General features: G+C 70.9%; 27 protein-coding genes and 1 tRNA gene. 11 read left to right on the top strand and 17 right to left on the bottom strand.

Going from position 1 to position 25,565, the window contains the following annotated elements; all coding sequences use genetic code 11:
• The first annotated feature begins 8 nt into the window (after positions 1-8).
• Complete coding sequence (locus Q9S36_RS00945) at positions 9-872, top strand: PAC2 family protein (RefSeq protein WP_253034911.1); 864 nt, start codon at positions 9-11, stop codon at positions 870-872.
• Positions 873-878: 6 nt separating this feature from the next.
• Here Q9S36_RS00945 and Q9S36_RS00940 read toward each other — a convergent pair whose 3' ends face one another.
• The 5 genes from Q9S36_RS00940 to Q9S36_RS00920 form a co-directional block, all read right to left on the bottom strand.
• Positions 879-1,712 carry an undecaprenyl-diphosphate phosphatase gene (locus Q9S36_RS00940; protein WP_311283598.1) on the bottom strand — a complete coding sequence of 278 codons (834 nt, stop codon included), beginning with the start codon at positions 1,710-1,712 and terminating at the stop codon, positions 879-881.
• A gap of 10 nt (positions 1,713-1,722) precedes the next feature.
• Complete coding sequence (locus tag Q9S36_RS00935; RefSeq protein WP_311283597.1) at positions 1,723-3,021, bottom strand: M20/M25/M40 family metallo-hydrolase; 1,299 nt, start codon at positions 3,019-3,021, stop codon at positions 1,723-1,725.
• 86 nt (positions 3,022-3,107) lie between these two features.
• Positions 3,108-3,192 (bottom strand) — tRNA-Leu (locus Q9S36_RS00930).
• A 92-nt stretch (positions 3,193-3,284) separates the two neighbouring features.
• Positions 3,285-4,388 carry a VIT1/CCC1 family protein gene (locus Q9S36_RS00925; RefSeq protein WP_311283596.1) on the bottom strand — a complete coding sequence of 368 codons (1,104 nt, stop codon included), beginning with the start codon at positions 4,386-4,388 and terminating at the stop codon, positions 3,285-3,287.
• Positions 4,389-4,468: 80 nt separating this feature from the next.
• Positions 4,469-6,310, bottom strand: coding sequence for a DEAD/DEAH box helicase (locus tag Q9S36_RS00920; protein WP_217531544.1), 1,842 nt, complete (start codon positions 6,308-6,310; stop codon positions 4,469-4,471).
• Positions 6,311-6,408: 98 nt separating this feature from the next.
• Here Q9S36_RS00920 and Q9S36_RS00915 point away from each other — a divergent pair, with 98 nt between their 5' ends.
• Positions 6,409-7,251 carry an SGNH/GDSL hydrolase family protein gene (locus Q9S36_RS00915; RefSeq protein ID WP_311283595.1) on the top strand — a complete coding sequence of 281 codons (843 nt, stop codon included), beginning with the start codon at positions 6,409-6,411 and terminating at the stop codon, positions 7,249-7,251.
• A gap of 6 nt (positions 7,252-7,257) precedes the next feature.
• On the opposite strand, the gene Q9S36_RS00910 is transcribed toward Q9S36_RS00915, so the two are convergent.
• A complete protein-coding gene (locus Q9S36_RS00910; protein ID WP_311283593.1) occupies positions 7,258-8,049 on the bottom strand; it encodes a TrmH family RNA methyltransferase in 792 nt (263 codons plus the stop codon).
• Between the two features lie 78 nt (positions 8,050-8,127).
• On the opposite strand from Q9S36_RS00910, the gene Q9S36_RS00905 reads away from it, so the two are divergent.
• Both Q9S36_RS00905 and Q9S36_RS00900 read left to right on the top strand, forming a co-directional pair.
• Positions 8,128-8,973 (top strand): Sir2 family NAD-dependent protein deacetylase, encoded by an 846-nt coding sequence (locus tag Q9S36_RS00905; protein WP_311283592.1) that lies wholly within the window; start codon positions 8,128-8,130, stop codon positions 8,971-8,973.
• A 26-nt stretch (positions 8,974-8,999) separates the two neighbouring features.
• Positions 9,000-9,605, top strand: coding sequence for a histidine phosphatase family protein (locus Q9S36_RS00900; protein WP_217531521.1), 606 nt, complete (start codon positions 9,000-9,002; stop codon positions 9,603-9,605).
• 3 nt (positions 9,606-9,608) lie between these two features.
• On the opposite strand, the gene Q9S36_RS00895 is transcribed toward Q9S36_RS00900, so the two are convergent.
• Genes Q9S36_RS00895 through pdhA form a run of 4 tightly spaced genes read right to left on the bottom strand, consistent with a single transcriptional unit; the run spans position 9,609 to position 14,228 of the window.
• The gene (locus Q9S36_RS00895) at positions 9,609-10,763 is read right to left on the bottom strand and encodes an acyl-CoA dehydrogenase family protein (protein WP_311284436.1); all 1,155 of its coding nucleotides are present in this window, start codon (positions 10,761-10,763) and stop codon (positions 9,609-9,611) included.
• 8 nt (positions 10,764-10,771) lie between these two features.
• Complete coding sequence (locus Q9S36_RS00890; protein ID WP_311283591.1) at positions 10,772-12,106, bottom strand: dihydrolipoamide acetyltransferase family protein; 1,335 nt, start codon at positions 12,104-12,106, stop codon at positions 10,772-10,774.
• On the bottom strand, positions 12,103-13,110 hold the full coding sequence (locus tag Q9S36_RS00885; protein ID WP_064002256.1) for an alpha-ketoacid dehydrogenase subunit beta: 1,008 nt from the start codon (positions 13,108-13,110) through the stop codon (positions 12,103-12,105). Before Q9S36_RS00885 ends, Q9S36_RS00890 begins: the two co-directional genes overlap by 4 nt.
• Positions 13,107-14,228: a pyruvate dehydrogenase (acetyl-transferring) E1 component subunit alpha gene (pdhA, locus tag Q9S36_RS00880; protein WP_311283590.1), complete on the bottom strand. Its 1,122-nt coding sequence runs from the start codon at positions 14,226-14,228 to the stop codon at positions 13,107-13,109. Before pdhA ends, Q9S36_RS00885 begins: the two co-directional genes overlap by 4 nt.
• Before the next feature lie 177 nt (positions 14,229-14,405).
• Between pdhA and Q9S36_RS00875 the strand changes: the two genes are divergently transcribed.
• On the top strand, positions 14,406-14,879 hold the full coding sequence (locus Q9S36_RS00875) for an Lrp/AsnC family transcriptional regulator (RefSeq protein WP_253036082.1): 474 nt from the start codon (positions 14,406-14,408) through the stop codon (positions 14,877-14,879).
• On the opposite strand, the gene Q9S36_RS00870 is transcribed toward Q9S36_RS00875, so the two are convergent.
• A complete protein-coding gene (locus Q9S36_RS00870; protein ID WP_311283589.1) occupies positions 14,827-15,834 on the bottom strand; it encodes a DMT family transporter in 1,008 nt (335 codons plus the stop codon). The two genes, Q9S36_RS00875 and Q9S36_RS00870, sit on opposite strands and share 53 nt — an antisense overlap.
• Before the next feature lie 91 nt (positions 15,835-15,925).
• Between Q9S36_RS00870 and Q9S36_RS00865 the strand changes: the two genes are divergently transcribed.
• The gene (locus Q9S36_RS00865) at positions 15,926-16,483 is read left to right on the top strand and encodes a CGNR zinc finger domain-containing protein (protein ID WP_064002260.1); all 558 of its coding nucleotides are present in this window, start codon (positions 15,926-15,928) and stop codon (positions 16,481-16,483) included.
• Here Q9S36_RS00865 and Q9S36_RS00860 read toward each other — a convergent pair.
• Complete coding sequence (locus Q9S36_RS00860) at positions 16,443-17,339, bottom strand: alpha/beta hydrolase (protein WP_311283588.1); 897 nt, start codon at positions 17,337-17,339, stop codon at positions 16,443-16,445. The genes Q9S36_RS00865 and Q9S36_RS00860 overlap by 41 nt on opposite strands.
• A gap of 65 nt (positions 17,340-17,404) precedes the next feature.
• Here Q9S36_RS00860 and Q9S36_RS00855 point away from each other — a divergent pair, with 65 nt between their 5' ends.
• The gene (locus Q9S36_RS00855) at positions 17,405-18,187 is read left to right on the top strand and encodes an exonuclease domain-containing protein (protein ID WP_311283587.1); all 783 of its coding nucleotides are present in this window, start codon (positions 17,405-17,407) and stop codon (positions 18,185-18,187) included.
• Between the two features lie 37 nt (positions 18,188-18,224).
• Here the strand turns inward: Q9S36_RS00855 and Q9S36_RS00850 are convergent, their stop codons facing one another.
• From Q9S36_RS00850 to glgA, 4 genes are all read right to left on the bottom strand, one after another.
• Positions 18,225-19,019 carry a hypothetical protein gene (locus Q9S36_RS00850; RefSeq protein WP_311283586.1) on the bottom strand — a complete coding sequence of 265 codons (795 nt, stop codon included), beginning with the start codon at positions 19,017-19,019 and terminating at the stop codon, positions 18,225-18,227.
• Between the two features lie 102 nt (positions 19,020-19,121).
• A complete protein-coding gene (locus Q9S36_RS00845; protein WP_018186539.1) occupies positions 19,122-19,373 on the bottom strand; it encodes a type B 50S ribosomal protein L31 in 252 nt (83 codons plus the stop codon).
• 80 nt (positions 19,374-19,453) lie between these two features.
• Positions 19,454-20,239 carry an ABC transporter ATP-binding protein gene (locus tag Q9S36_RS00840; protein ID WP_064002264.1) on the bottom strand — a complete coding sequence of 262 codons (786 nt, stop codon included), beginning with the start codon at positions 20,237-20,239 and terminating at the stop codon, positions 19,454-19,456.
• A 27-nt stretch (positions 20,240-20,266) separates the two neighbouring features.
• Entirely contained in the window at positions 20,267-21,460 is a 1,194-nt protein-coding gene (gene glgA / locus Q9S36_RS00835; RefSeq protein WP_311283585.1) for a glycogen synthase, read from the bottom strand.
• A 76-nt stretch (positions 21,461-21,536) separates the two neighbouring features.
• Here glgA and glgC point away from each other — a divergent pair, with 76 nt between their 5' ends.
• Genes glgC through Q9S36_RS00820 form a run of 3 tightly spaced genes read left to right on the top strand, consistent with a single transcriptional unit; the run spans position 21,537 to position 24,190 of the window.
• Positions 21,537-22,781: a glucose-1-phosphate adenylyltransferase gene (gene glgC, locus Q9S36_RS00830; RefSeq protein ID WP_217531530.1), complete on the top strand. Its 1,245-nt coding sequence runs from the start codon at positions 21,537-21,539 to the stop codon at positions 22,779-22,781.
• A gap of 37 nt (positions 22,782-22,818) precedes the next feature.
• A complete protein-coding gene (gene serB / locus Q9S36_RS00825) occupies positions 22,819-23,454 on the top strand; it encodes a phosphoserine phosphatase SerB (RefSeq protein ID WP_311283583.1) in 636 nt (211 codons plus the stop codon).
• Positions 23,455-23,506: 52 nt separating this feature from the next.
• Entirely contained in the window at positions 23,507-24,190 is a 684-nt protein-coding gene (locus tag Q9S36_RS00820; RefSeq protein WP_311283582.1) for an alpha/beta hydrolase, read from the top strand.
• Between the two features lie 6 nt (positions 24,191-24,196).
• On the opposite strand, the gene fabG is transcribed toward Q9S36_RS00820, so the two are convergent.
• Positions 24,197-24,907 carry a 3-oxoacyl-ACP reductase FabG gene (fabG, locus tag Q9S36_RS00815; protein WP_064002268.1) on the bottom strand — a complete coding sequence of 237 codons (711 nt, stop codon included), beginning with the start codon at positions 24,905-24,907 and terminating at the stop codon, positions 24,197-24,199.
• Positions 24,908-24,999: 92 nt separating this feature from the next.
• Here fabG and Q9S36_RS00810 point away from each other — a divergent pair, with 92 nt between their 5' ends.
• Positions 25,000-25,521, top strand: a complete 522-nt coding sequence (locus Q9S36_RS00810; protein WP_311283580.1) for a DUF4190 domain-containing protein — start codon at positions 25,000-25,002, stop codon at positions 25,519-25,521.
• Positions 25,522-25,565: the final 44 nt, after the last annotated feature.

The raw sequence follows: 25,565 nt of genomic DNA, 5'->3' as shown, positions 1-25,565 counted from the left end.
GGACGTCCGTGCAGGGACTGGGACAGCGGGTGCTCGTGATCGCCGTCGACGGCTGGAACGACGCCGGAGAGGCCGCCACCGCCGCGGTCGCACAGCTGCGCTCGTCCGGGACGTTCGAGAGGGCGTTCGGCGTCGACCCGGAGCTGTACTTCGACTACCAGTACACGCGTCCGCAGATGCAGATGGATGCCGACGGTGCCCGTCGCCTGGTCTGGCCCGACGCCACCCTCTGGCGCCCCGTGACGCCGCGCGAAGACGGCCCCGACCTCTGGCTGCTGACCGGGACGGAGCCGGCGCGCGCCTGGCAGGCGTTCGCGGCGGAGTTCGTCGACGCCGCCCTGCGCGAGGACATCACCGGCATCGTGGCCCTCGGATCGATGATGAGCGACGTCCCGCACACCCGCCCGATCTCGGTGTTCGCAGGATCCGAGAACGAGGAGTTGCGCTCGGCTCTCGGGCTCGAGCGCTCGACCTACGAAGGTCCGGTCGGCATCCTGTCGGCGCTCGCCGCAGCCGGCGAGGCCGCCGGCATCCCCTCGGCCGGTCTGTGGGCGAGCATCCCCCACTACGTCGGCGGACACACGCCGTCGCCCAAGGCCACCCTCGCGCTCCTCGACAAGCTCGAGGAGATCACCGGCGCGACCATCACGCGCGGCACGTTGCCGGCGGACGCGCTCGCGTGGGAGGCGTCGATCGACGCCGCCGCGGCCGACGACGAGGAGATGACGGAGTACATCCGCCAGCTCGAGACGACCCGTGACGCATGGGACTCCCCCGAGGCGTCGGGCGACGCCATCGCGCAGGAGTTCGAGCGCTACCTGCGCCGCCGCGGCGACGGGCCGCGCGGGCCGAAGGACGACCCGCGCCGCTGAGCGGGCTCAGTAGGCCTGCAGCACCCCGGTGGCGAGCAGGATCAGCAGGACGACGCCCAGCACGACCCGGTAGAGGACGAACGGCAGGAAGCTGCCGCGCCTGAGGTATCGCATGAGGTAGGCGATGACCGCGAGACCCACGCCGAACGAGACGACCGTCGCGACCGCGGTCTCACCCAGGGTGAACGGCGACTGCCCGGGCTCGCGGATCGCCTGCAGCAGCTCGTAGAGGCCGCTGCCGAACACGGCCGGCACCGCCAGCAGGAACGCGACCTCCGCCGCGGCCGGACGGGTGTACCCGAGCGCCAGGCCGGCGGTCGTCGTGGCACCCGAGCGCGAGACGCCGGGGATGAGGGCGAGCGCCTGGGCGAAGCCGAGGGTCAGTCCGTGACCCATCGTCAGGTCCTTCTCGGTGCGGTCGCGCTTCCCGAGGGCGTCCGCGACACCGAGGATCAGGCCGAACACGATGAGGACGATCGCGACGAGCCAGAGGTTGCGGAACGTCTCGCGGATCACATCCTGGAAGAGGAAGCCGAGCACGCCGATCGGGATCGTGCCGATGATGACGATCCACCCCATCCGCGCGTCCGGGTCGTTGCGCGGGACACGCCCCGTGAGGGACTTCGCCCACGCGACGATGATGCGCACGATGCGGGCCCAGAAGTACACGAGGACGGCGAGCTCGGTGCCGATCTGCGTGATGGCGGTGAACGTCGCACCCGGGTCCTCGGCCGAGGGCAGGAACTCGCCCACGATGCGCAGGTGCGCACTCGAGGAGATCGGGAGGAACTCGGTCAGACCCTGGACGATGCCCAGGATGATGGCCTCGAGGATCGACATGCGGGGCCTTTCAGTACGAGCGGATCAGATCGGTGAGCACACGCTGCCCGAACACCAGCGCGTCGATCGGGACACGCTCGTCGACACCGTGGAACATCCCCGTGAAATCGAGATCGGCGGGCAGTCGCAGCGGTGCGAACCCGAACCCGGCGATGCCGAGCTCGGCGAGGGCCTTGTTGTCGGTCCCTCCCCCCATAAGGTACGGGATGACCGGTACGCCGGGATCGTGCCTGCCCAGCGCGCCGACCATCGCGTCGACAAGGTCCCCGGCGAACGGCACCTCGAGTCCGATGTCGCGGTGCACGACCTCGATGCGGATGTCGTCGCCGACGATCCGCTGCACCTGTGCGAGCACCTCGTCCTCGCGCCCGGGGAGGGTGCGGATGTCGATCGCGGCGGTCGCGGCATCCGGGATCACGTTGTGCTTGTAACCGGCGGCGAGACCGGTCGGGTTCGTGGTCGTCCGGAAGGTGGAGCGCAGGAACGCGGATGCCGCGCCCGCCGTGTCGGCGACGGTGTCGGGGTCGTCGGCCAGGGTGCCCGACAGCTCGGCGAGCGAGCCGACGAGCTGGCGCGTCGTCGAGGTGAGTTCGATCGGCCATCCCGTGCGGCCGAGAGCGGCGACGGCCTCGGCGAGGCGCGTGACGGCGTTGTCGGGGTGGTGGCGGCTGCCGTGCCCGGCGAGGCCGGTCGCGTGCAGCCGGATCCAGACGAGCGCCTTCTCGCCGACCTGCAGCAGATACGCGCGCTCGTCGCCGACAGCGATCGAGTATCCGCCGACCTCGCTGATCGCCTCGGATGCGCCGGCGAACCACTCGGCCCGGTCCCGGACCACCAACTGGGAGCCTTCGACGCCGCCGTTCTCCTCGTCGGCGAAGAAGGTCAGGACCAGGTCGCGCTCGGGCTGCTCCCCCGCCCGCAGGAGGTCGCCGACCGAGGTGAGGATCATGGCGTCCATGTCCTTCATGTCGACGGCGCCGCGACCCCACAGCATCCCGTCCTTGACGACACCTTCGAAGGGGTCGACGCTCCAGTCCTCGGCCACGGCGGGGACGACGTCGAGGTGGCCGTGGAGGACGAGCGCGGGCTTGTCGGGGTTGCGCCCAGGCACCCGCGCGGTGACGTTCGTGCGGCGCGGGATCGGCTCGAAGAACTCCGGGGTGAGGCCGAGCGACTCGAGGTACGCGCCGACGTACTCGGCGGCCTCCCGTTCGCCGTGCGCGCGCCCTTCGCCGTAGTTCGTCGTGTCGAACCGGATCAGGTCGCGCGCGACGCGGGCGACCTCGGGCAGATCGTCGGGAGCGGACATGCCGCCCACGCTACCCGGTCGGCAGGACGGCGCCGCGGAGGCCGGAAACGAGAAATGGGCCCCTTTCGGGACCCATTTCGACTCTGTGCGCGAGGGGGGACTTGAACCCCCACGCCCTATTCGGGCACTAGCACCTCAAGCTAGCGCGTCTACCTATTCCGCCACCCGCGCAGAGTTTTCTCCCGTCGTTTCCTCGGGGATTTCGGTTTCGCAACCGAGGATCGACAGTAGCACGTTCTGACCGCTCCCGATAATCGGGGCGACTACGCCGCGGAGACGCCGAAGAGCAGACCCAGCAGGTAGGTGATCGCCGCGGCACCGAAGCCGATCGCGAGCTGGCGGAGGCCGCGGCGCAGGGGCGGGGCGCCCGAGAGCAGCCCGACGGTGGCGCCGGTGAGCAGCAGCGCGAGCCCGACCAGCGCGAGGGCGAGGACGACGGCGGAGAGCCCTGAGAGGCCGAAGATCCAGGGCAGGACCGGGATGACGGCACCCGAGGCGAAGAACGCGAAGCTGGATGCCGCGGCCCCGAACGCCGAGCCAACGGATTCGAGGTCGGCGGGCGGCTCCGCGGCGCGCCGGTAGGGCACGGCGCGGTCGCTCGCCTGGGCGGTCGCGATGACCTTGCGTGCCCGGGCCAGCGCGTCGTCCTCGTCGAGCCCGCGCGTCCGGTACACCAGGGCGAGCTCATTGGCGTCCAGGTCGAGGTCGGGCAGGACGTGATCGGTGTCGTTGTTGGGATGCGTCGCCTCGATCAGTTCGCGCTGCGAGCGGACCGAGACGAACTCGCCGGCCGCCATCGAAAGGGCGCCCGCGAGGAGGCCCGCGATGCCGCTGAAGAGCACGAACTGCGGCGCGACCCCGGTCGCGCCGATGCCCATGACGAGGGCGAGGTTGGACACCAGTCCGTCGTTGGCCCCGAAAACGGCGGCGCGGAAGGTGCCCGACAGGCGCATCCGACCGCGCGCGGCCAGGCCGCGCACGACCTCGCCGTGGATCTTCTCGTCGGCTCGCATGGCGGGGGTGGCGTGCGGGTCGTCGTCGTACGGGGAGCGGTTCTCGGCGTTCTGCGCGAGCGCGAGGACGAAGATCGAGCCGAAGCGGCGCGCCATCGCCGCCAGCATCCGTGTGCGCACCGACGCCCTCGGCAGCCGCTGCGGCTCGCCTCCCAGCAGTTCCAGCCAGTGCGCTTCGTGGCGCCCCTCCGCGTCGGCGAGCGCCGTCAGGATGTCGCGCTCCTCCCCGGACTTCCGTGCGGCGAGTTCGCGGTACACGCGGGCCTCGGCGCGTTCGTCGGCGAGATAGGAGGCCCAGCGTCGTCGATCCGTCGGGGTGGCGTCGGGCAGCGGGGTCGCGTTCGTCGTGCTCATGTCCCCTTCACGGTAGTCACCGCGTCCGGCCGGGACCGCGCCGAAGCCGGAACTGCCAGCATTTCGGGGATCCGAAGGGGTCAGGAGTGCACGCGCCGTCGGAGGACGTCGATGCGCGCCTGCAGCTGCGCGACGGTCGCGCGCGCGACCTCGGGTCCCCCGCACACGCGACGCAGTTCGGCGTGCACGGCGCCGTGGGGTTCGCCGCTCTGCCGCGCGTAGAGCCCGACGAGGCTGTTGAGCAGCTGTCGCTGCTCGCGGAGGGTACGGTGCAACGCCGGCGGCAGGGTGTTCTCCGGCTCGCCCGTCGCCTCGCCGTGCGCCTTCTCCCGTGCTTCGCGGGCGTGACGGTGGCGCGACTGCCGCGACTGGCGTTGCATGAGGAGTTCGTGGACGTGCTCGGGCTCCAGCAGGCCCGGGATGCCGAGGAACTCCTCCTCCTCGAGAGTGCCCGGGACGGCGAGCTGGCCGAACTCCTTGCCGTCGTAGAGCACCCGGTCGAAGTGCGCGGTCGACCCGAGAGCCTGGTAGCTGCCCTCCTCGAGCAGGGAGTCCGACGCCTTGTCCTCGCGTTCGGCCTCCTCCAGCAGCGAGTCCTCGAGACCGTCGTCGTCCGACTCCTCGCGGTCGAGCGCGTGGTCGCGCTCGCGTTCCATCTCGTTCGCGAGCGCGAGCAGCTGCGGCACGTTCGGGAGGAAGACGGATGCCGCTTCGCCGCGGCGCCGGGCCCGCACGAAGCGTCCGATGGCCTGAGCGAAGAAGAGCGGGGTCGAGGCGCTCGTCGCGTAGACGCCGACGGCGAGACGGGGGACGTCGACCCCCTCCGACACCATCCGCACCGCGACCATCCACCGCGTCGTGGACTGCGAGAAGGTCTCGATCCGCCCCGACGCGGCCTTGTCGTCGGAGAGGACGACCGTCGTCGGCTCCCCCGTGATGTCGCGGAGGATCGCGGCGTAGGCACGGGCGGCCGTCTGGTCGGTCGCGATGACGAGACCCCCGGCATCCGGGACGTCCTGGCGGACCTCGCTCAATCGGCGATCCGCGGAGCGCAGCACGGCCGAGATCCACTCGCCCTCGGGGTTCAGCGCCGTCCGCCACGCCTGCGCGTTGATGTCCTTCGTGTTGTCCTGGCCGAGGTGCGCCTCGTACTCGTCACCGGCCTTGGTGCGCCACTTCATCTGGCCCGCGTACACGTGGAAGAGCACCGGACGGACGACGCCGTCGGCGAGCGCGCGGCCGTAGCCGTAGTTGTAGTCGGTCCGCGAGATGCGGATGCCCTTGTCGTTCGGGTGGTACTCGACGAACGGGATCGGCGCCGTGTCGCTGCGGAACGGCGTGCCCGACAGCAGCAGCCGTCGGGTCGCCCGCCCGTAGGCCTCGCGCAGCGCGTCGCCCCAGCTCAGGGCGTCGCCGCCGTGGTGGACCTCGTCGAGGATGACGAGAGCGCGCGAGTCGAGGACGAGACGCTCGTGCACGGCGGCCTTCACCGCGACCTGCGCGTAGGTGACGGCGACGCCGTGGTAGTGCCGCGCCGGCGAGTAGTGCTTGTTGCTGAACCGCGGGTCGAGCCGGATCGAGACGCGGGCCGCGGCATCCGCCCACTGCGTCTTCAGGTGCTCAGTCGGCGCCACCACGATGATGCGATCGATCACCCCGCGCCGCAGCAGCTCGCTCGCGAGCCGGAGCGCGAAGGTCGTCTTGCCGGCGCCGGGGGTGGCGGCGGCGAGGAAGTCGCGGGGTCCCCGTCCGACGCCGTCGGGCCCGTCGGCCTCGAAGTACTGCTCGAGGGCCTCGGCCTGCCAGGCACGCAGGTTCTGGGCCGTTCCCCACGGGGCGCGCTGCGGGAACGCGGGCGAGAGGTGCTCGGCGGCGAAACTCCCGAAGTGGGGCTCCTGCGAAGCCGCCCCCTCTTCGTTCATCGTCTCGCTCGTCACGTCGATCCACCCTAATCGTCCGGTCCGACACCGGGCGCCCCGGGTCGCCGCGCACGGACGGGTAGCCTCGAGGCGGAGGTGCCATGCACGACATCGACCCCGGGCCCGACGAGAACCGTTCGCCCTACGTCCCCAACTCGACCGCCCACCCGTGGCGACGGATGGTGTCGATCGGTGACTCGTTCACCGAGGGGATCGGCGACCCCTACCCCGACCGCCCGGGTGAGCACCGCGGCTGGGCCGACCGCGTCGCTGCCGTGCTCTCGTCCCAGGTCGAGGACTTCGCCTACGCGAACCTCGCGATCCGCGGCAAACTCATCCGCCAGATCGTGGACGGGCAGGTCGAACCCGCCCTCGCGTTGAAGCCCGACCTCATCACGCTCTCCGCCGGCGGCAACGACGTCATCCGCCCGCAGGGTGATCCGGATGCGGTCGCCGAACTCTTCGAGGACGCCGTCGCCCGGTTGTCGTCGCAGGGCGCGACGCTGCTCGTGTTCACGGCCGTCGACACCGGCTTCACCCCGGTCTTCCGCGGCATCCGCGGGCGCGTGGCGATCTACAACGAGAACATCCGCGCCATCGCGGACCGGTACGACTGCATCGTCGCCGATCAGTGGGCGCTGAAGTCGGTGCAGGACATGCGCTTCTTCGACGACGACCGGTTGCACTACAACGCGCTCGGGCACCACGAGGTCGCACGGATGGTGCTGCGCGCCCTGAACGTGCCGAATGACCTGCAGCCGATGGCTCCCGAGGCGCTGCCGCCCACCACGTGGCGCGCCGCGCGCGCGAACGACCTCGTGTGGGCGCGGGAGCACTTCGTGCCCTGGGTCCTGCGGCGCCTGCGGCACCAGTCCTCGGGCGACAACGTCACCGCCAAGCGCCCCGAAGCGCTGCCGTTCTCGACCGACGCACCGCACGGCTGATCCGACTCAGCGCAACGCCCAGAGCGCGACCGCGGCGGCCGACGCGACGTTGAGGGAGTCGACCCCGCCCGCCATCGGGATCGTGACGATCGTGTCGGCGGCGGCGAGGGCGGCGGCCGAGAGCCCCTCGCCCTCCGACCCCATGAGCACGGCGAGCCGCTCCGGTCGCGCGGCGGCGAACGCGTCCAGTGGCACCGCGTCCTCGGCGAGCGCGAGAGCCGCCAGATGGATGCCGGCGGCCGCGAACAGCGGCGACGCGGCATCCCATTCGGGCAACCGCGTCCACGGCACCTGGAAGACGGTGCCCATGCTCACCCGCACGCTCCGGCGGTACAGCGGATCGCCGCAGCGCGGACTGACGAGCACGGCGGCCGCGCCGAGGGCGGCGGCGGCGCGGAACGCGGCCCCCACGTTCGTGTGGTCGACGATGTCCTCGAGGACCACGACCGTGCGCGCACCCTCGAGGAGCGCGGCGGGATCCGGGAGCGCGGGGCGATGCATGGCGGCGAGCGCACCCCGGTGGACGGCGAAGCCCGTGACCTGCTCGGCGACGGTGTCCGGCACGACGTAGACGGGGGCGTCGCCGGCCAGCGGGAGCGCGTCGTCGAGCCACTTCTCCTGCACGAGCAGGGAGCGGGGACGGTGCCCCGCCGCGACCGCACGGGAGATGACCTTCGCCGATTCGGCGATGTAGAGGCCCCCGGCGGGTTCGGCGACGCGCCGCAGCGCCGTGTCGGTGAGGTCGCGGTAGTCCGACAGGCGCGGATCGGCGGGATCGTCGATCCGGGTCGTCGTCATACGCCCATGCTGTCACGGGCGCCGCGACGTGATCTGCGCGAAACCGCGACGGCGTAGGCTCGGAAACCGAGGAGGGCCATGAGCGTGCTGGACCTGGATGCGGCGACGAGCGCCGCCGTGGAACGCGCGGTCGACGCGCTCGCCGGTCGCCGCGTCGCCGTCCTCACCGGCGCCGGGGTCTCGACCGATTCGGGCATCCCCGATTACCGCGGCAAGGGCGCCCCCGTCCGCACCCCCATGACGGCGCAGGAATTCCTCGCCGACGACGCCTCCCGGCGGCGGTACTGGGTGGGCAGTCACCTCGGCTGGCGCACCTTCGCCGCCGCCGCCCCCAACGACGGGCACCGCGCGCTCGCCGACCTCGAGCGGTCCGGGGTCGCGACCGGCGTCATCACGCAGAACGTCGACGGGCTCCACCTGCGCGCCGGTAGCCGCCGGGTCGTCGAGCTGCACGGCACGATGCGGCGGGTGAGCTGCCTGCACTGCGGTCAGGTCTTCGACCGGCGCGACCTCGCCGAGCGCATCGAACGCGACAACCCATGGATCACCGTGCCCGACAGCGTCGAACTCGGTCCCGACGGGGACGTCCTGCCGGGTCGCAGCGACGGCTTCGTCGTCCCGGACTGCTCGGTGTGCGGCGGGATGCTGAAGCCCGAGGTCGTCTTCTTCGGCGAGTACATCCCGCTGGAGAAGTTCCGCGAGGCCGAGCAGCTCGTGCGCGCCAGCAGCGCCCTGCTGATCGCCGGCTCGTCGCTCGTCGTGAACTCCGGCATCCGACTACTCGACCGGGCGCGGCGCCGCAAGCTCCCGGTCGTCATCGTCAACCGCGGGCAGACCCGCGGTGACGCGCGGGCGACGGTGAAGATCGACGCCGGCACTTCCGAGGTGCTGACGGCGCTGAGCCGGGCCCTCTCGGCGGGCTGACACCGCGCCCCGCGTAGGCTCGTGGGGTGACGATCCTCACCCTCGTACGCCACGGCGAGACCGACTGGAACCGCGCCCGCCGCATCCAGGGCTCGACGGACATCCCGCTCAACGACACCGGCCGGATCCAGGCACGTGCCGCGGCCCATGACCTCGCCGAGCGCGTGACGCGCGCGAGCACGACCGTCGTGGTCTCGAGCGACTTGTCCCGCGCGCATGAGACCGCCCGCATCATCGCCGCGGAGCTGGGCTTGCCGGAGCCGACCACCCACATCGGCCTGCGGGAGCGCTCGTACGGCGAGGCCGAGGGCGTCACCGACGTGGAGTTCGCCGAGCGCTGGGGACCCTGGGACACGGCCGTCGTGCCAGGCGCCGAATCCCGCGATGCCGTGGCGGTCCGCGCGCTCGCCGCACTACAGGAGGTCGTCGAGCGCGCCCGGCGCGAGAACGATCCGCACGCCCCCGACCTCATCGTCGTCGCCCACGGCGCGCTCATCCGCGCCGTCATGGAGCACGTGACCGACGGCGTGCACCCCGGCCGAGGCCACAAGATCCTCAACGGGTCGGCTCACAGCTTCCGCGTCGAGCCGGAGGGTCTCATCCTGCTCGAGACCTCCGCCGTCCCCGTCTGACGATCAGGCGAGCCCGAGCGATCGGGCGATCAGGAGCAGCTGCACCTCGGTCGTCCCCTCCCCCACTTCGAGGATCTTCGAGTCGCGGAAGTGCCGGGCGACGGGGTACTCGTTCATGAACCCGTTGCCGCCGAAGATCTGCGTCGCATCGCGTGCGTTGTCCATCGCGGCGTCGCTCGAGGTGAGCTTGGCGATGGCGGCCTCGGTCTTGAACGGCAGGCCGGCGTCGCGCAGACGAGCGGCATGCAGCCAGGCCAGCCGCGACACGTGCACGCGCTGCTGCATGCGCGCCAGCATGAACTGGATCGCCTGCCTGCTGCCCACCGACTCCCCGAACACGACACGGCTCTTCGCGTAGTCGACGGCCGCCTCGAGGCATCCCTCCGCGGCACCGGTGGCGAGCGCCGCAATCGCGATCCGACCCTCGTCGAGGATGTGCAGGAAGTTCGCGAAACCGCGGCCGCGCTCCCCCAGGAGGTTCCCCTCCGGGACGCGCGCGCCCGTGAAGACGAGCGGATGCGTGTCGCTCGCATGCCAGCCGACCTTGTCGTACGCCGGGCCGACCGTGAACCCCGGGGTGCCGCTCGGGACGATGATCGTCGAGATCTCCCGCGTCGCGGAACCCGGCTCACCCGTGACGGCGGTGACGGTGACGAAGCGCGTGATCGGGGTGCCCGAGTTGGTGATGAACTGCTTGGCCCCGTCAATCACCCACTCGCCGCCGTCGGGACGCGCGGTCGTGCGGGTGGCCCCGGCATCCGATCCCGCCTCGGGCTCGGTCAGACCGAACCCGGCGAGCGCACGACCCGCCAGCAGGTCGGGCAGGTGCTCCTCGCGCTGCGCGTCGGTCCCGAAGCGGAAGATCGGCATCGCCCCGAGGCTGACACCGGCCTCCAGCGTGATGGCGATGGACTGATCGACGCGCGCGAGCGCCTCGATGGCGAGTCCGAGCGTGACGTAATCGCCGCCCTGCCCGCCGACCTCCTCGGGGAACGGGAGGCCGAACAGTCCCATGTCGCCCATCTGGGCGACGACGTCCATCGGCAGGGTCTTCGTGCGATCCGCCTCGTACGACACCGGTGCGACCACCTCGTCGGCGAACGAGCGCACGAGACCCGCGAGCTCGACCTGGTCCTCGCTGAGTCCGTATCCCGACATCGACAGGCTCATGCGAACACCATCGCCCGGGCCGGGTCCCGCAGGACGTCGCCCACGTCGGTGAGGAACCGAGCCGCCTCGGCGCCGTCAACCAGCCGGTGGTCGAACGACAGGCTCAGCGTCATGACGTCGCGCAGCGCGACGCCGCCCTCGTGCTCCCAGGGCCGGCGCTGGACCGCTCCGAGACCGAGGATGCCGGCCTCCCCCGGCACGAGGATGGGTGTGCCGGCGTCGACGCCGAACACCCCGTAGTTGGTGATCGAGAAGGTGCCGCCCGACAGGTCCGCCGGAGTGGCCTTGCCCGCCCGTGCCGTGTCGGCGAGGGCGCGGATCGCGTCGGAGAGCTCGAGGAGCGGCATCCCGCCGGCATCCTTCACCGACGGGACGACGAGTCCGCGCTCGGTCGCCGCGGCGATGCCGAGGTTGATCTTCGCGAAGCGGACGATCTCGCCCGCCGCGTCGTCCCACGTGGCGTTCAACTCCGGCGTGCGGCGCAGCGCGAGGCAGACCGCCTTCGCGGCGACCGCCAGGATCCCGACCCGGTGCGCCGCGTAGCGGGCGTCGGCCCGCAGGCCCGCCACGAAGGCGACGGATGCCGTCACGTCGACGGTGAGGAAGGTCGCCGCGTGCGGGGCGGTGAACGCGGAGCGCACCATCGCGTCGGCCGTGTGCTTGCGCACCCCGCGGATCGGGATGCGCTCGTCGCCGGCCGCGCCGGCGACGGGTGCCGCGGTCGGCGGCACGGGCCCGCGCGGCGCCTCGGGGGTCGCCGGGGCCGTGCGGGCGGCGTAAGCCTCGACGTCGTCGCGCGTGATGAGACCGTCCACCCCGCTCGCGGCCACGAGGTCGAGGTCGACCCCGAGGTCGCGGGCCAGCTTGCGCACCGGCGGCGTGGACCGGGGGCGCTCGCGCGGCTCGCGCTCGGGGGCGCTCGGCGCGATCGCGTCGTGCGGAGCGGCCTCGCGGACGGCCAGATCGACGGCGTCGCCCGCCGCCCCGGCCCGGGCCCGCCGCTGCGGGCGGGCGGTGCTGCGGGGCGCCGCCCCGTAGCCGACCAGGTTGGGCTCGCGCTTCTCCGCGGTCTCGGGGACCGCGGCCTCCGACCCTTCGACGTCGAACGAGATGAGCACCTCGCCGACGGGGACGACGTCGCCCTCGGCGTGGCGGATCGCCGAGACGGTGCCGGCGAACGGGGACGGGAGTTCGACGACGGCCTTGGCCGTCTCGACCTCGGCGATCGTCTGGTTCAACGTGACCTCGTCACCCGCGGCGACGTGCCACTGCACGATCTCGGCCTCGACGAGGCCCTCCCCCAGGTCGGGAAGGCGGAAGTCGGTGATCACGCGGTCACCTCCGGCATCCCGGCGCGACCCATGACGCGGTCGACGGCGTCGAGGATCCGATCGAGGTCGGGCAGATGGTGCTGCTCGAGCTTCGCCGGCGGGTACGGCACGTCGTGCCCGGTCACCCTCAGCGGCGGCGCTTCGAGGTAGTGGAAGCACTTCTCCGTGATGCTCGCGATCACCTCGGCGGCGACACCGGCCTCACGGGACGCCTCGTGCGTGACCACGACACGACCCGTGCGCCGGACGGAGGCCGCCACGGTCCCGTAGTCGACCGGGGACAGCGACCGCAGGTCGATCACCTCGAGCGACAGCCCCTCGTCCTCGGCGGCGAGCGCGGCATCCATCGCCGTCGTCACCTGCGAGCCGTAGGTGACGATCGTCACGTCGGTGCCCTCCCGGACGACGCGCGCGAGGCCGAGGGGCGGGGCGTCGGCGATGTCGCCGTCGAGATCGACCTCGCCCTTGGAGTGGTACAGCCGTTTCGGCTCGAAGAAGACGACCGGGTCGTCGCTCGCGATCGCCTGGCGGAGCATCGTGTACGCGTCCTGCGGGTTCGACACGGCCACCACGCGCAGACCCGCGGTGTGGACGAAGTACGCCTCGGGCGATTCGGAGTGGTGCTCGGCGGCCCCCACGCCGCCGGCCCACGGGATGCGGATCGTGATCGGCATCTTCACGCGTCCCTGCGTGCGGTAGTGCAGCTTCGCGACTTGACTGACGATCTGGTCGAAGGCGGGGTAGACGAACCCGTCGAACTGGATCTCGACGATCGGCCGGAAGCCCCGAAAGGCGAGACCGACGGCGGTGCCGACGATGCCGGACTCCGCGAGCGGGGTGTCGACCACGCGGCGGGGTCCGAACTCGGCCTGCAGACCGTCGGTGATGCGGAACACGCCGCCGAGGCGGCCGATGTCCTCCCCCATCACGAGCACGCGGTCGTCATCGGTCATGGCGCGACGCATCGCGGCGGTGAGGGCCTTGCCCATCGTGAGCTCGGTCATCGCGCACCTCCTTCGGCGAAGCCGTCGAGGTAGGCGGCGAACCCGGCGCGCTGCTCGTCGAGCCCGCTGTGGGGCTCCGCGTACACGTGGTCGAACACGCGCAGCGGCTCGGGGGCGGCGGCCCCCACGACGGCGCTGCGCATCGCCGCCGTGAAGCGGTCGGCATCCGCCGTCAACGCCTCGGCGAAGGCGTCGTCGAACGCACCGAGGGACCGAAGGTACGCCTCGACCCGGGCGAGGGGGTCGCGCGCCCGCCAGTACGCCACCTCGTCCGCGTCGCGGTAGCGGGTGGGGTCGTCCGAGGTGGTGTGCGGTCCGACGCGGTAGGTGACGGCCTCGAGGTACGCGGGACCGCGGCCGCTCCGGGCGTGGTCGGCCGCCCAGCGCATCGCCGCGATGCACGCGAGGACGTCGTTGCCGTCGACGCGCAGGCTCGGGATGCCGAAGCCCGGCGCGCGGCCGGCGATCGGTGTCCGCGACTGCAGTCCGACGGGTTCGGAGATCGCCCACTGGTTGTTGGAGCAGACGAACACGACGGGCACCCCGAAGGCCGAGCCGAAGACCATCGCCTCGTTGACGTCGCCCTGGCTCGTCGCGCCGTCGCCGAAGTAGGCGACCGCGACCTGGTCGCCGCCGTCGCGCTGGACGCCCATGGCGTACCCGACGGCGTGGAGGCTCTGCGCGCCGATGATGATCTGCGGGTTCGCGACGTGGACGTCGGCGGGGTCCCAGCTGGCGTGCTCGGCGCCGTGCCACACCATGACGAAGTCGCGGGGCTTCACGCCGCGGACGACCTCGATGCCGATCTCGCGGTAGCTGGGAAAGAGGAAGTCGTCGTCGTGGCAGGCCCAGGCGGTGCCGACCTGCACGGCCTCCTGACCCTGCGCCGGCGCCCAGAGGCCCAAGTGGCCCTGGCGCTGCAGCGCGACCCCTTCGGCATCGAGGCGGCGGGTCAGGAACATGTCGCGGTAGACCTGGCGGAGCATCGCGGCGTCGACGTCGGCGGCCCACGGGTCGAGCCGCTCGTCGCGGACGCGGCGGCCCTCGTAATCGAGAAGACGGGCCACGTCCTCGGTGTCGCTCGCCACCGACGCGGCGGGGGTCAGAGTGTCGGTCATCATCGTCCCTCTCTGATCGCGGACACGCGTCTTGTGGACGGGTGACCGGCGCAGAACACCGGCTTCGTCGCCGGATGCTGTGAGAGTATGCCGACATCGCACCTCGCTCAAGCATCACGCGCAACATTGAGCAGGATGCGTAAGCGGCGCCGCGACCCCCTGCTATGGTGTGGCACTATGAGCGCCCTCGACCACGTGGATCTCGAGCTGCTGAACGCCCTCGCCGAGGACCACCGTGCCACCGTGGTCGCGCTCGCCGAGCGACTCGGGCTCTCCCGCAACACCGTCCAGGCTCGCATGGCCAAGCTCGAGCGATCGGGGGTCTTCCTCTCGTTCGAGCGGGCGATGTCGCCCGCCGCACTGGGGTATGCGATCGACGCGATCCTGCACGTCCAGGTGCGCCAGGCGGACCTACCGCGGATCACCGACGAGCTGCAGGAGATCCCCGAAGTGGTCCAGTGCCACGGACTGAGCGGCCCCGTCGACCTGCTCGTGCGGGTCGCGGCCCGCGACACTCAGCACCTGTTCGACATCGACGCGCGCATCCTCGCGATCGACGGCGTCGAGCGCACTGAGACCTCCCTCGCCATGGGCGAGGTCATCGGATACCGGGTCCGACCTCTCCTGGCAGCGGCTCGGCGGGGGAACTGACATCGGCGGGCGCGCGTTCCTCGACACGGACGAGGACCACGCCCACCAGGATGAGCGCGCCACCCACGAACTGGACCGGCGCAGGCGCCTCCCCCAGCAGCAGCCACGCGAAGCTCAGCGCGAACAGCACCTCGGACAGCCCGACGAACGAGGCCAGCCGCGACCCGATCCTCGGGACCGCCATGACGCCGAACGCGTACCCCAGGGCCGTGCACAATCCCACCAAGAGCAGCGGGACCAGCGGCGCAGCACTCATCCCGAGGAGCTCGACCGGCGCGCCCGACACGGTGAGTGGCAGGATGCCGACACCCGCCAGGGCCAGGATCGTCACCGTTCCGACGAGCAACCCTCCGGCCGCCAGGGCGAGCGGCGGCAGGTCGTCCCCGGTGCGCTCACTCATGACGAAGTACACGCACGCGCACACCGCCGCCAGGAGGGCGAACGCCGTGCCGAGCAGATCGAAGCGCGCACCGGCGATGTCGACGACGAGGACGAGGCCGGCCATGGCGACGACCGACCCGATGAGGACGGTGCGCGACGGCGCGCGGCGCGTCCTCGCCCAGACGAAGAGGACGAGCATGACCGGCGCGAGGTACTGGATGAGCAGGGCTACGCCCACCGGCATCCGCTGCAGGGCCGAGAAGTAGAAGACCTGGCATCCCACCACCGGGATGAGCCCGAAGGCGACGAGCGAGAGCCAGTGCACCCGCAGGAAGTCCGGGCGGCGGCGGAGCGTGCGAACGAGCGCGGGCGAGAGGACGAGGCCCGCGACACCCATCCGGATCGCCAGCACGGCCGCGAGCGACCAGCCGCCCTCGAGGAGCGGCTTGGCGATCGGGCCGCTGATCGAGAACGTCAGCGCGCTCGTGACCGCCAGCAGCAGTCCGCTCGAGGGCGTGCGCCGCACGACGGGGGCGGGGCCGGCGGCGAGCCGGACGGGCGCGGTGTGCGTCATCGATGGTCCTCGGGGGCGCGGTCCGTGAGTCATGACCTAAGCGTCATTACACTGGTGACAGTAGCGATCCCCCGCGTCAGGAGTCAAGACCATGTTCATCCATGACACCGAGATCTCGCTGCGTGCCGCGACGGCGCTTGTGAACTCCCTCCCCGAGATCGACGGCGAGGGCGTCGACAGGCTGGCGACCCTCGACGACCTGAGCGCGTTCCTGCAGGAGTTCCCCTACAGCGGCGTGATCCGCCGGGACGACGTCGAACTGTCCGAGCTGCGTGCCGCACGCACGCGACTGCGGATGCTGTGGGCCGGCGACCGGGTGGCGGCGGTGCCCATCGTCAACGCGATGCTGCGCGAGGGGAAGGCGCTCCCCCAGCTCGTCATCCACGACTCCTACGACTGGCACATCCACGCCACCGATGACGCGGCGCCGCTCGCGACGCGCATCACCGTCGAGGTCGCGATGGCGTTCGTCGACGTCATCCGCTCGGACGAGTTTGACCGCGTACGGGTGTGCTCGGCCGACGACTGCGAGGCCGTCTACATCGACTATTCGAAGAACGGCTCGAAGCGCTACTGCGACACCGGCAACTGCGGCAACCGCATGAACGTCATGGCGTATCGCCGCCGGAAGGCCGAAGAAAGCGCGTGACGGCGGATGCCGCGGCCTGCGGCGTCTCGTAGTGGATCAGGTGCCCCACACCGGGGATCACGACGAGCTCCGCGTGCGGGAACAGCTTCTGCAGCGCGTACTGCGCCGACAGCGGCGTGATGTCGTCGTTCTCCGCGGCGATGAGCAGCGTCGGCACCGCGATGTCGGGGGCTGCGGCCCGGACGTCGTTCGACACCGAGGTGACGAACGCCTCGTGCAGGGTGTCTCGATCGGCGAATCGCGAGAAGTAGGTGTCGTGCTGGTCGTGGATGAAGGCGCGGAGGTCCTTGTCGCGCGTCTTGGCCATCGCGATGCTCATGACCCGCACGATGAGCGGGTTCCGCAGGAGCGCGTCGCCCAGGCGGCGCGGCAGGCGTGCCCCGGCCCGGTAGTAGAAGATCGCGAGACGGGTGAGGATGCCGCGGGGTCCCTCGAGCGCCGGTGCGCCGATGGGGTTCACGAGGATGAGCCGCGGCGTCGGGAGCCCGCGGGCCACGGCGGCCGCCGAGACGATCGATCCGAACGAGTGCCCCAGGACGACGGCTCCCGGCGCCGCCGCGGCGGCGAAGGCCGTGAGCCAGTCGGCGTAGCCGACCAGATCGTGCCGGCCGGGCAGGGCGGGGGTCTCGCCGAACCCCGGGAGGTCGGGTGAGACGACGCGTACGTCGTCGAGGAAGGCGACGACCGGCTCGAGGCCGTGGTGCTCCCCCCGGAATCCGTGGACGGCGAGGATCGTTGTGGCCGCGTCATCCGGTCCGTAGGTCCAGTAGGCCGTCGGCACGCCCGCGACGGTCGCCTCGTGCCGCTCGACGGGGATCGCCCGGAGTCGGTCGGCGTACGGGCTGGCGGCGGTCACCCACCGAGTCTACGAGCGCGGCGCGCCGCCGGAGGCATGTCGGCGGTCCGTCCTACGCTCGGAGTGTGGTGAGTTGGCAGTCCGTTCCCCTCTGGGACGACTGTGCGTGGGACGACGACGCGCTCGCGCCCGACATCGTTCTGCCGGCCGCGGAGGTCTCCGACGTACCGGCGGACGGGACGCTCGGTGTCTTCGACCTCGAGACGACGGGCGTCGACGTCTGCGAGGACCGCATCGTGACCGCCCACGTCGGCGTGCTGGACGCCCAGGGACGTGTGGTCTCGGCGCAGAGCTGGCTCGCAGATCCGGGGATCGAGATCCCCGCGGGCGCGACCGCCGTCCACGGGATCACGACGGCGCACGCGCGCGCCGCGGGGCGTGCCGCAGCGGAGGTCGTGGCCGAGGTGACCGCCGCATTGCGCGCCCTCTTCGTTCGCGGCATCCCCGTCGTGGCCTACAACGCCCCGTTCGACTTCTCGATGCTCAAGTACGAAGGGATGCGACTCGGCGTCGAGCCCATCGCGAACCCGTCGCCCGTCGTCGACCCGCTCGTCGTCGACAAGACCTACGACCGCTACCGCCGTGGCAAGCGCACCCTCGAGGTCGTCGCCGCGCACTACGCCGTCCCCCTCGAGGGTGCGCACGATGCGGCGGCGGATGCCGTCGCCGCGGGGCGCGTCGCACAGGCGATCGCCGCCCGGTTCGGGCTCGAACTCGGTTCGACCGAGCTCCACACCCAGCAGGTGTCGTGGGCCAGGGCTCAGGCCGAAAGCCTCACGCAGTACTTCATCAGCATCGGCCGGCTCGACCCTGAGGACGCCCTCGACGGCAGCTGGCCGATCCGCTGACCCTCGGCGGAAACGACGAAGGCCCCGCCGGAGCGTGTCAGTCGATCAACTTCTCCGCACCAGGGTGCTTGACGAAACCCAGGAGGCGATCAGCACGCTCGGTCCATAGCGCGATCCGGTCCGTCATGACCGATAGAGGCAATCGACCACCATGCTCCTCCCGCAGGCGTGGCTGATCGTATATCCGGACCAGCCCATCAGCGTCGAATTCTTGGACGTAGGCATGAGCATCGGCTTGATCGCCGCCGATCGCAGGCAGCATCTCTCCCTCAACGCTTGGCCACGATTTGGGCTCTGGCGCGAGAGCCTTTAGTCGCTCCAGGGCCTGGAAGTGTTCGACGTCGTATTTGGCGACGATACGGAGAAATCTGTCGCGCTCAGGATCTCCCCCAGTGCGGACCCAACCGTTGATCAAGGCGAGCCAGATCAGCTCACGTTTGGCTTCGACCTGAGCCTCATGCGCCGCTGACCATGCACGGACCACTGCAGAGTCGAATTCCTCAGAATCCATTGCTCGTCGCCAGTCGTTGGAGGTCACGACCGATTGCAGTTCCTGAACCAGCCGTGCCAGCGTCCTGATGGCGCGGGCGTGCTGTCTCCCGGTCGGCGTGTCGACCACTTCGAGCAAGCTGGCGGCGATCGGCCCAACAGCCGGAAGTACGCCCACCGCGGCCAGTACAGTGCGCACCAAAGCTAGCTGCGCATCCCCAGGAGTTGGAGCGAGCAGATCTTCGCCGGCGATGGCTTCGAGCGCTAGTCTCGCGTCACCTGAGTCATCATTTGCCAAGTCCGCTCTCCGTTCGGTGTGCAACCAGATCCGCGGATCGAGCATAAGGGCACAGGAAGCCGGCCATCTCGTCACGACTTACCCGCGCACCACGCGTAGCGGAAACGACGAAGGCCCCGCCGGAGCGGGGCCTTCGGTGACGGCTGCTTACTTGCTGCCGAAGTTCTTGAAGCGCTGGTTGAACTTCTCGACGCGGCCGGCCGAGTCCATGATGCGCTGCTTGCCCGTGTAGAACGGGTGCGAGGCGGACGAGATCTCGACGTCGATGACGGGGTAGGTCTCGCCGTCCAGCTCGATCGTCTTGTCGCTCGAGACCGTCGAACGGGTCAGGAAGGTCTCGCCGGAGCCGAGGTCGCGGAACACGACGGCGCGGTACTCGGGGTGGATGTCAGTCTTCATTGGGTTCCTCACGAAGTGCCCTGGATTTTGCCAGATGCGGGTGGAAGTCTGCGGCGCGAGCGCGCCAACGCAAGATTCTATCAGGATGCCGCGCGAGCGGCGAACCGGCCGTCCTCGGCCGTCAGCGTGATGGGCAGACCGAAGGTGGCGGTGAGGTTCTCCGCCGTCAGGGTCTCGGCGATCGGCCCCTGCGCGACCGCGGCTCCCTCGCGCAGCAGGAGAACGTGCGTGAAGCCGACGGGGATCTCCTCGACGTGGTGGGTGACCATGATCATGGCCGGCGTCGACTCCTCCCGGGCGTACCCGCCGAGGAGGGACAGCAGCTCCTCGCGGGCGCCGAGGTCGAGGCTGGCGGTCGGCTCGTCCAGCAGCAGCAGCTCGGGGTCGGTCATGACGGCACGGGCGATCTGCACCCGCTTCTGCTCACCGTCGGAGAGCGTCCCGAAGGTGCGGTCGGCGAGGTCCGCAAGACCCCACTCCCCTAGCACGCGACGCGCACGGCGCTCATCGATCGCCTCGTAGTCCTCGCGCCACCGGCCCAGGACCGAGTAGGCCGCCGTGAGGACGACGTCGAGCACCGTCTCGTCCTGGGGCACGCGCTTGGCCATCGCCGACGACGCGAAGCCGATCCGCGGGCGCAGGTCGAAGACGTCGGTGCGCCCGAGCCGCTCGTCGAGGACGGTCACGGCGCCGGAGGTGGGGTGGACGAGTGTCGCCGCGAGCTGCAGCACCGTCGTCTTGCCGGCGCCGTTGGGGCCGAGCACCACCCAGCGCTGGTCGGACTCGACCGTCCAGTCGATCCCGTCGACGATGTTGCGGGCGTTGCGGCGGACGACGACGTCGGCGAGTTCGAGCACCTGAGGCATGGCCCCAGCCTATCGAGCCTCGCGGGGCTACCGAGCGGCCGCCACGACCTCCCGGTACAGGGCGGCCGTCTCGTCGGCGATCGCCTCCCAGCTGAAAGCGGATGCCGCCCGCTCGCGACCGGCTCTGCCGTAGGCGCGTGCCTTCTCCGGATCGGAGACGACCTCCGTGAGCGTCGCGGCGAGGTCGGCGACGAACTTCTCCGGATCGACCGGCGTCCCCGTCCCGTCCTCGGCCTGTTCGATCTCGACGAGGCGACCGGTCTCGCCGTCGATGACGACCTCGGGGATGCCGCCGGTCGCGGTGCCGACGACGGCCGCGCCGCACGCCATGGCTTCGAGGTTGACGATGCCGAGCGGCTCATAGATCGACGGGCAGACGAAGGTCGTCGCCGAGGTGAGGATCGCACAGAGATCGGGACGCGGCAGGAACTCCTCGATCCAGACGACACCCTCGCGGGTCCGCTGGAGCTGCTGGACGAGGCCCTGGACCTCGGCCATGATCTCCGGCGTGTCCGGGGCCCCGGCGCACAGGATGAGCTGCACCTCGGGGGGCAAGAGCTCGGCGGCGCGCAGGAAGTACGGCAGACCCTTCTGGCGGGTGATGCGCCCCACGAAGACGACCGACGGCCGGGACGGGTCGATGCCCCACCGCGACAGGAGCTCCGGGTCCTCCCGGGGCTGCCAGGCGTCGACGTCGATGCCGTTGTAGATGACCCGCACCTTGGCGGGGTCGAGGGCCGGATAGCTCCGGAGGATGTCGCGCCGCATCCCGTCGCTGACGGCGACCACCGCGGCGGCGTTCTCGTAGGCGGTCTTCTCGACGTAGCTCGAGAGCGCGTAGCCGCCGCCGAGCTGCTCGGCCTTCCACGGACGCAGCGGCTCGAGGGAGTGCGCGGTCACGACGTGCGGCACACCGTGCAGCATCGAGGCGAGGAACCCGGCGTAGTTCGCGTACCAGGTGTGGCTGTGCACGACGTCCGCGCCCGCGACGTCGCCCACGATCTCGAGGTCGGTCCCGAGGGTCTGCAGCGCGGGGTTCGCCGCCGACAGGCCGACGGGGACGGCATAGGACGTGGTGTCGGCCTCGTCGCGCTCGGCGCCGAAAGCACGGACCTGGACCTCCATGCGGGAGCGGAGCGCCTTCACCAATTCGGTCACATGGACACCGGCTCCGCCGTAGATCTCGGGCGGGTATTCCTTCGTGACGATGTCGACGCGCATGGACCGAACTCTAGGGCACCGGGACACGGCGTCACAGTCCTAGTCGGACCCTCGGAAAGACACATAGTGTGAGCACATGCCAGCATCCCCGAAGGTCCTCGGTATCGTCCTCGCCGGTGGCGAGGGCAAGCGACTCATGCCGCTCACCCAGGACCGCGCGAAACCCGCCGTCCCCTTCGGCGGGCAGTACCGATTGATCGACTTCGCGATCTCGAACCTCATCAACTCCGAGCTCCGCCAGATCGTCGTCCTGACGCAGTACAAGTCGCACAGCCTCGACCGTCACGTGTCGCAGACGTGGCGCATGTCGGCTCTGCTCGGGGCCTACGTCACCTCCGTGCCCGCACAGCAGCGGCTCGGCAAACGATGGTTCTCGGGGTCGGCCGACGCGATCCTCCAGTCCCTCAACCTGATCCACGACGAGAAGCCCGACATCGTCGCGGTCATCGGCGCCGATCACGTGTACCGCATGGACTTCCAGCAGATGATCGAGGCGCACATCGCCTCGGGCGCGCGCGCCTCGGTGGCCGGCATCCGTCAGCCCATCGGGCTGGCCAACCAGTTCGGCGTGATCGACGTGGACCCCGCCGACGGCGTCACGATCCGGGACTTCCTCGAGAAGCCGCAGAACCCCACCGGGCTGCCCGACAGCCCCGGCGAGGTGCTCGCCTCGATGGGCAACTACGTCTTCGACACCGACGCGCTGATCGAGGCCGTCGAGGCCGACGGAGAGCTGCCGACCTCGAACCACGACATGGGCGGCGACATCATCCCCTACTTCGTCTCCCGGGGCGAGGCCGCAGTCTACGACTTCAAGCGCAACGACGTGCCCGGCTCCACCGACCGCGACCGCGACTACTGGCGCGACGTGGGGACGATCGACTCGTTCTTCGACGCGCACATGGACCTCATCTCCGCCCTGCCGGTCTTCAACCTCTACAACATGGACTGGCCCATCCGGTCGCAGTCGGTGAACTCGCCGCCCGCGAAGTTCGTCCGCGACGGGATGGGGCGCATCGGGAACGCGATCGACTCGATCGTGTCGCTGGGCTGTGTACTCTCGGGCACGCATCTCGAGCGGAGCGTGCTGGGTCCGTGGACGCTCTCGGGCGGCGGCGCGACCATCACCGACTCGGTCCTCTTCGACCACGTGAGCGTCGGTGCCGGCGCACGTGTGCACCGCGCGATCCTCGACAAGAACGTCGTGATCGAACCCGGGGCCACCGTGGGCGTCGACCGCGAGCTCGATCTGTCGCGCGGGTTCACCGTCACCGACAGCGGACTCACCGTCGTGGGGAAGAACATCCGCATCACCTCCTGAGCGCGGGGCCCGGCGATGGAGCCGCTAGCGTGGTCGGGTGCCTGACGCCCGATTCCTCGTCGTGTTCGACGCCGATTCCACGATCATCCGCAACGAGGTCATCGAGCTCATCGCCGATGAGGCCGGCCGCGGTGCGGAGGTCGCCGCCGCGACCGAGGCGGCGATGCGCGGTGAGGTCGATTTCGCGACGAGTCTGCGCTCCCGGGTGCAGGAGCTGACCGGCGTCCCGGTCGCCTCCTTCGCACGGGTGCTGTCGCGCGTCGAGCCGACGCCGGGCGTACACGAGCTGATCGGCGCGATCCACGACCGGGGCGGCGTCGCGGCCGTCGTGTCGGGGGGCTTCCACGAGATCCTCGACACCGTCGCCCCCGCACTCGGCGTCGACGTCTGGCGAGCCAACCGGCTGGCGGTCTCGGGCGGTGCGCTCACCGGCGTCGTCGACGGTCCGATCGTCGATGCGGCCGGCAAAGCCGAGGCGCTGCGCGAGTGGGCGCTGACCTACGGGTTGGCGCCGGCGGCGACCATCGCGGTCGGCGACGGGGCGAACGACCTCCTGATGATGGATGCCGCGGGCCTGGGTGTCGCGTTCAACGCGAAACCCGCCGTCCGCCGTCGTGCCGACCTCGTCGTCGGTCCGGTCGATCTCGCCGCACTCATCCCCCTCCTCCCCTGATCCGATACCGGGGTACCGCCGGATGTCGGCGACCGCGGGTAGCGTCGCCGCCATGGACATCATCCTCATCCCCGGACTCTGGTTGACGGCCGCGTCATGGGACGACGTCGTCCCCGCACTGCGCGACGCGGGCCACTCCCCGCATCCGCTCACGATGCCGGGCGTGGGCGCCCCGGCATCCGAGGTCCGTCTCGCGGACTGGGTCGACGCGGTCGTCGACGAGATCGACCGCATCGACGGTCCGGTCGTGCTCGTCGGTCACAGCGGCGGCGGCAACGTCGCGTGGGGCGCCGCCGAACGCCGCGCCGACCGGGTGACGCGGGTGGTGTTCGTCGACACGACGCCTCCGCCTCCTGGCGCCGACATCTCGGAGTTCCCCCTCGTCGACGGCGTCGTCCCGTTCCCCGGCTGGGAGTTCTTCGATGCCGAGGACGTCGATGACCTCGACGACGCGACCCGTCGGCGGACGGCGCCGCTCACGGCATCCGTTCCCGGGCACGTCCCGACCGATCCGCTGGTGCTCGAGGGCACCGACCGTCACCGCGTCCCGGTCACCATGCTCATGGGGTCCCTGGACGAGGCGGCGTTCCGCGAGGCGGTGACGGCCTGGGGCGCTTTCGCCGCGGAATTCGCCGCGATCGCGGAAGCCGAGGTGGTCCGGCTGGGGACCGGTCACTGGCCCCAGTTCTCCGCGCCGGACGAGTTGGCGCGGCGGATCATCGAAGCGGTGCGCTGATACCCGTCAGTGGCCCATGCCGAGGCCGCCGTCGACCGGGATGACGGCGCCCGAGATGTAGGCGGCGTCGTCGGAGGCGAGCCAGACGACGGCAGCGGCGACCTCGTCGGCGGCGCCGAAACGCGCCGCGGGGATGTTCTTCTTGTACTCCGCCTGCGTGTCCTCGGGAAGGGCTGCGGTCATGTCGGTCTCGATGAAACCCGGAGCGACGACGTTGGCCGTGATCCCCCGCGACCCGAGCTCGCGGGTCAGCGAGCGGGCGAAGCCGACGAGCGCGCTCTTGGAGGACGAGTAGTTGATCTGCCCGGCCGAGCCGTAGAGGCCGACGACCGAGGAGATGAGGATGACGCGGCCCCACTTGGCCCGCAGCATCCCCTTGGCGGCGCGCTTGACGACGCGGAAGGCGCCGCCGAGGTTCGTCGAGACGACCGAGTCGAAGTCCTCCTCCGTCATACGCAGCAGCAGCGTGTCCTTCGTGATCCCGGCGTTCGCGACGACCACCCCGACGGGGCCGAGCTGCTGCTCGACCTCGGTGTACGCGGCATCGAGGGAGGCGGCGTCGGTGACGTCGGCCCGCACCGTGAGCGTCCCCTCGGGACCCTCGCCCGATCGAGCGGTGACGGCGACCGTGTAGCCCTCCGAGACGAATCGCTCGGCGATCGCGCGGCCGATGCCGCGGTTGCCTCCGGTGACGAGGACGACGCGCTCGTGGGACATGTTTCTCCTTGCTCCGAGCCGGGTGAACCGCACCAGCCTAGCGGCGCGCACGGCGGGTAGGCTGGGGGTCACCTCGCCTGAAGGAGACGGACGTGACCGACGCCACGAACACCCCGCCGCAGCCCTCCGACGTGCCGCCGGCCCCGCCCGCCGCGGGCGGCTCGTACCCGCCCGCCCCGCCGTACGCGCCGCCCTCGGCGCAGGGACAGCCCGCCTACGGCGAGCAGCAGACCGGCACGCCGCAGCCCTACGCGCAGCCGACCTACGGCCAGCAGCCGTACGCCCAGCCCGCCTACGGGCAGCAGCCCTACGGGCAGCCCGCCTACGGCTACGCGCCGCCCCGGCCCAACAACGTCCTCGCGATCATCTCGCTCGTCGCCTCGATCGCCGGGGTGACGTTCATCCCCCTCATCGGTTCGATCGCCGGTGTCATCACGGGCCACATGTCGCTCAAGCAGCTCAAGACCTCCGGTGAGAACGGCCGCGGTATGGCCGTCGCCGGCACCATCATCGGCTGGATCGGCACGGGCTTCTGGCTGCTGCTGATCCTCATCTGGGTGATCGCGGCCATCGCGTTCGCCGCCTCGATCCCGTCCATGGGCCAGATCTCCTAGGAGCCCTCCCACGTCCCGCCGCACCAAGCACACCTCGACACCGT

This window comes from Microbacterium sp. ARD31 (assembly GCF_031844425.1).
This window is presented reverse-complemented; position numbering and strand designations above follow the sequence as displayed.

Excerpts from the sequence above, each read along its gene's own strand:
- Q9S36_RS00940 (WP_311283598.1), bottom strand. The coding sequence starts at position 1,712 with ATGTCGATCCTCGAGGCCATCATCCTGGGCATCGTCCAGGGTCTGACC.
- Q9S36_RS00935 (WP_311283597.1), bottom strand. The coding sequence starts at position 3,021 with ATGTCCGCTCCCGACGATCTGCCCGAGGTCGCCCGCGTCGCGCGCGAC.
- Q9S36_RS00925 (WP_311283596.1), bottom strand. The coding sequence starts at position 4,388 with ATGAGCACGACGAACGCGACCCCGCTGCCCGACGCCACCCCGACGGAT.
- Q9S36_RS00920 (WP_217531544.1), bottom strand. The coding sequence starts at position 6,310 with ATGAACGAAGAGGGGGCGGCTTCGCAGGAGCCCCACTTCGGGAGTTTC.
- Q9S36_RS00915 (WP_311283595.1), top strand. The coding sequence starts at position 6,409 with ATGCACGACATCGACCCCGGGCCCGACGAGAACCGTTCGCCCTACGTC.
- Q9S36_RS00910 (WP_311283593.1), bottom strand. The coding sequence starts at position 8,049 with ATGACGACGACCCGGATCGACGATCCCGCCGATCCGCGCCTGTCGGAC.
- Q9S36_RS00905 (WP_311283592.1), top strand. The coding sequence starts at position 8,128 with ATGAGCGTGCTGGACCTGGATGCGGCGACGAGCGCCGCCGTGGAACGC.
- Q9S36_RS00895 (WP_311284436.1), bottom strand. The coding sequence starts at position 10,763 with ATGTCGGGATACGGACTCAGCGAGGACCAGGTCGAGCTCGCGGGTCTC.
- Q9S36_RS00885 (WP_064002256.1), bottom strand. The coding sequence starts at position 13,110 with ATGACCGAGCTCACGATGGGCAAGGCCCTCACCGCCGCGATGCGTCGC.
- pdhA (WP_311283590.1), bottom strand. The coding sequence starts at position 14,228 with ATGACCGACACTCTGACCCCCGCCGCGTCGGTGGCGAGCGACACCGAG.
- Q9S36_RS00875 (WP_253036082.1), top strand. The coding sequence starts at position 14,406 with ATGAGCGCCCTCGACCACGTGGATCTCGAGCTGCTGAACGCCCTCGCC.
- Q9S36_RS00870 (WP_311283589.1), bottom strand. The coding sequence starts at position 15,834 with ATGACGCACACCGCGCCCGTCCGGCTCGCCGCCGGCCCCGCCCCCGTC.
- Q9S36_RS00865 (WP_064002260.1), top strand. The coding sequence starts at position 15,926 with ATGTTCATCCATGACACCGAGATCTCGCTGCGTGCCGCGACGGCGCTT.
- Q9S36_RS00850 (WP_311283586.1), bottom strand. The coding sequence starts at position 19,019 with ATGCTCGATCCGCGGATCTGGTTGCACACCGAACGGAGAGCGGACTTG.
- Q9S36_RS00845 (WP_018186539.1), bottom strand. The coding sequence starts at position 19,373 with ATGAAGACTGACATCCACCCCGAGTACCGCGCCGTCGTGTTCCGCGAC.
- Q9S36_RS00840 (WP_064002264.1), bottom strand. The coding sequence starts at position 20,239 with ATGCCTCAGGTGCTCGAACTCGCCGACGTCGTCGTCCGCCGCAACGCC.
- glgA (WP_311283585.1), bottom strand. The coding sequence starts at position 21,460 with ATGCGCGTCGACATCGTCACGAAGGAATACCCGCCCGAGATCTACGGC.
- glgC (WP_217531530.1), top strand. The coding sequence starts at position 21,537 with ATGCCAGCATCCCCGAAGGTCCTCGGTATCGTCCTCGCCGGTGGCGAG.
- Q9S36_RS00820 (WP_311283582.1), top strand. The coding sequence starts at position 23,507 with ATGGACATCATCCTCATCCCCGGACTCTGGTTGACGGCCGCGTCATGG.
- fabG (WP_064002268.1), bottom strand. The coding sequence starts at position 24,907 with ATGTCCCACGAGCGCGTCGTCCTCGTCACCGGAGGCAACCGCGGCATC.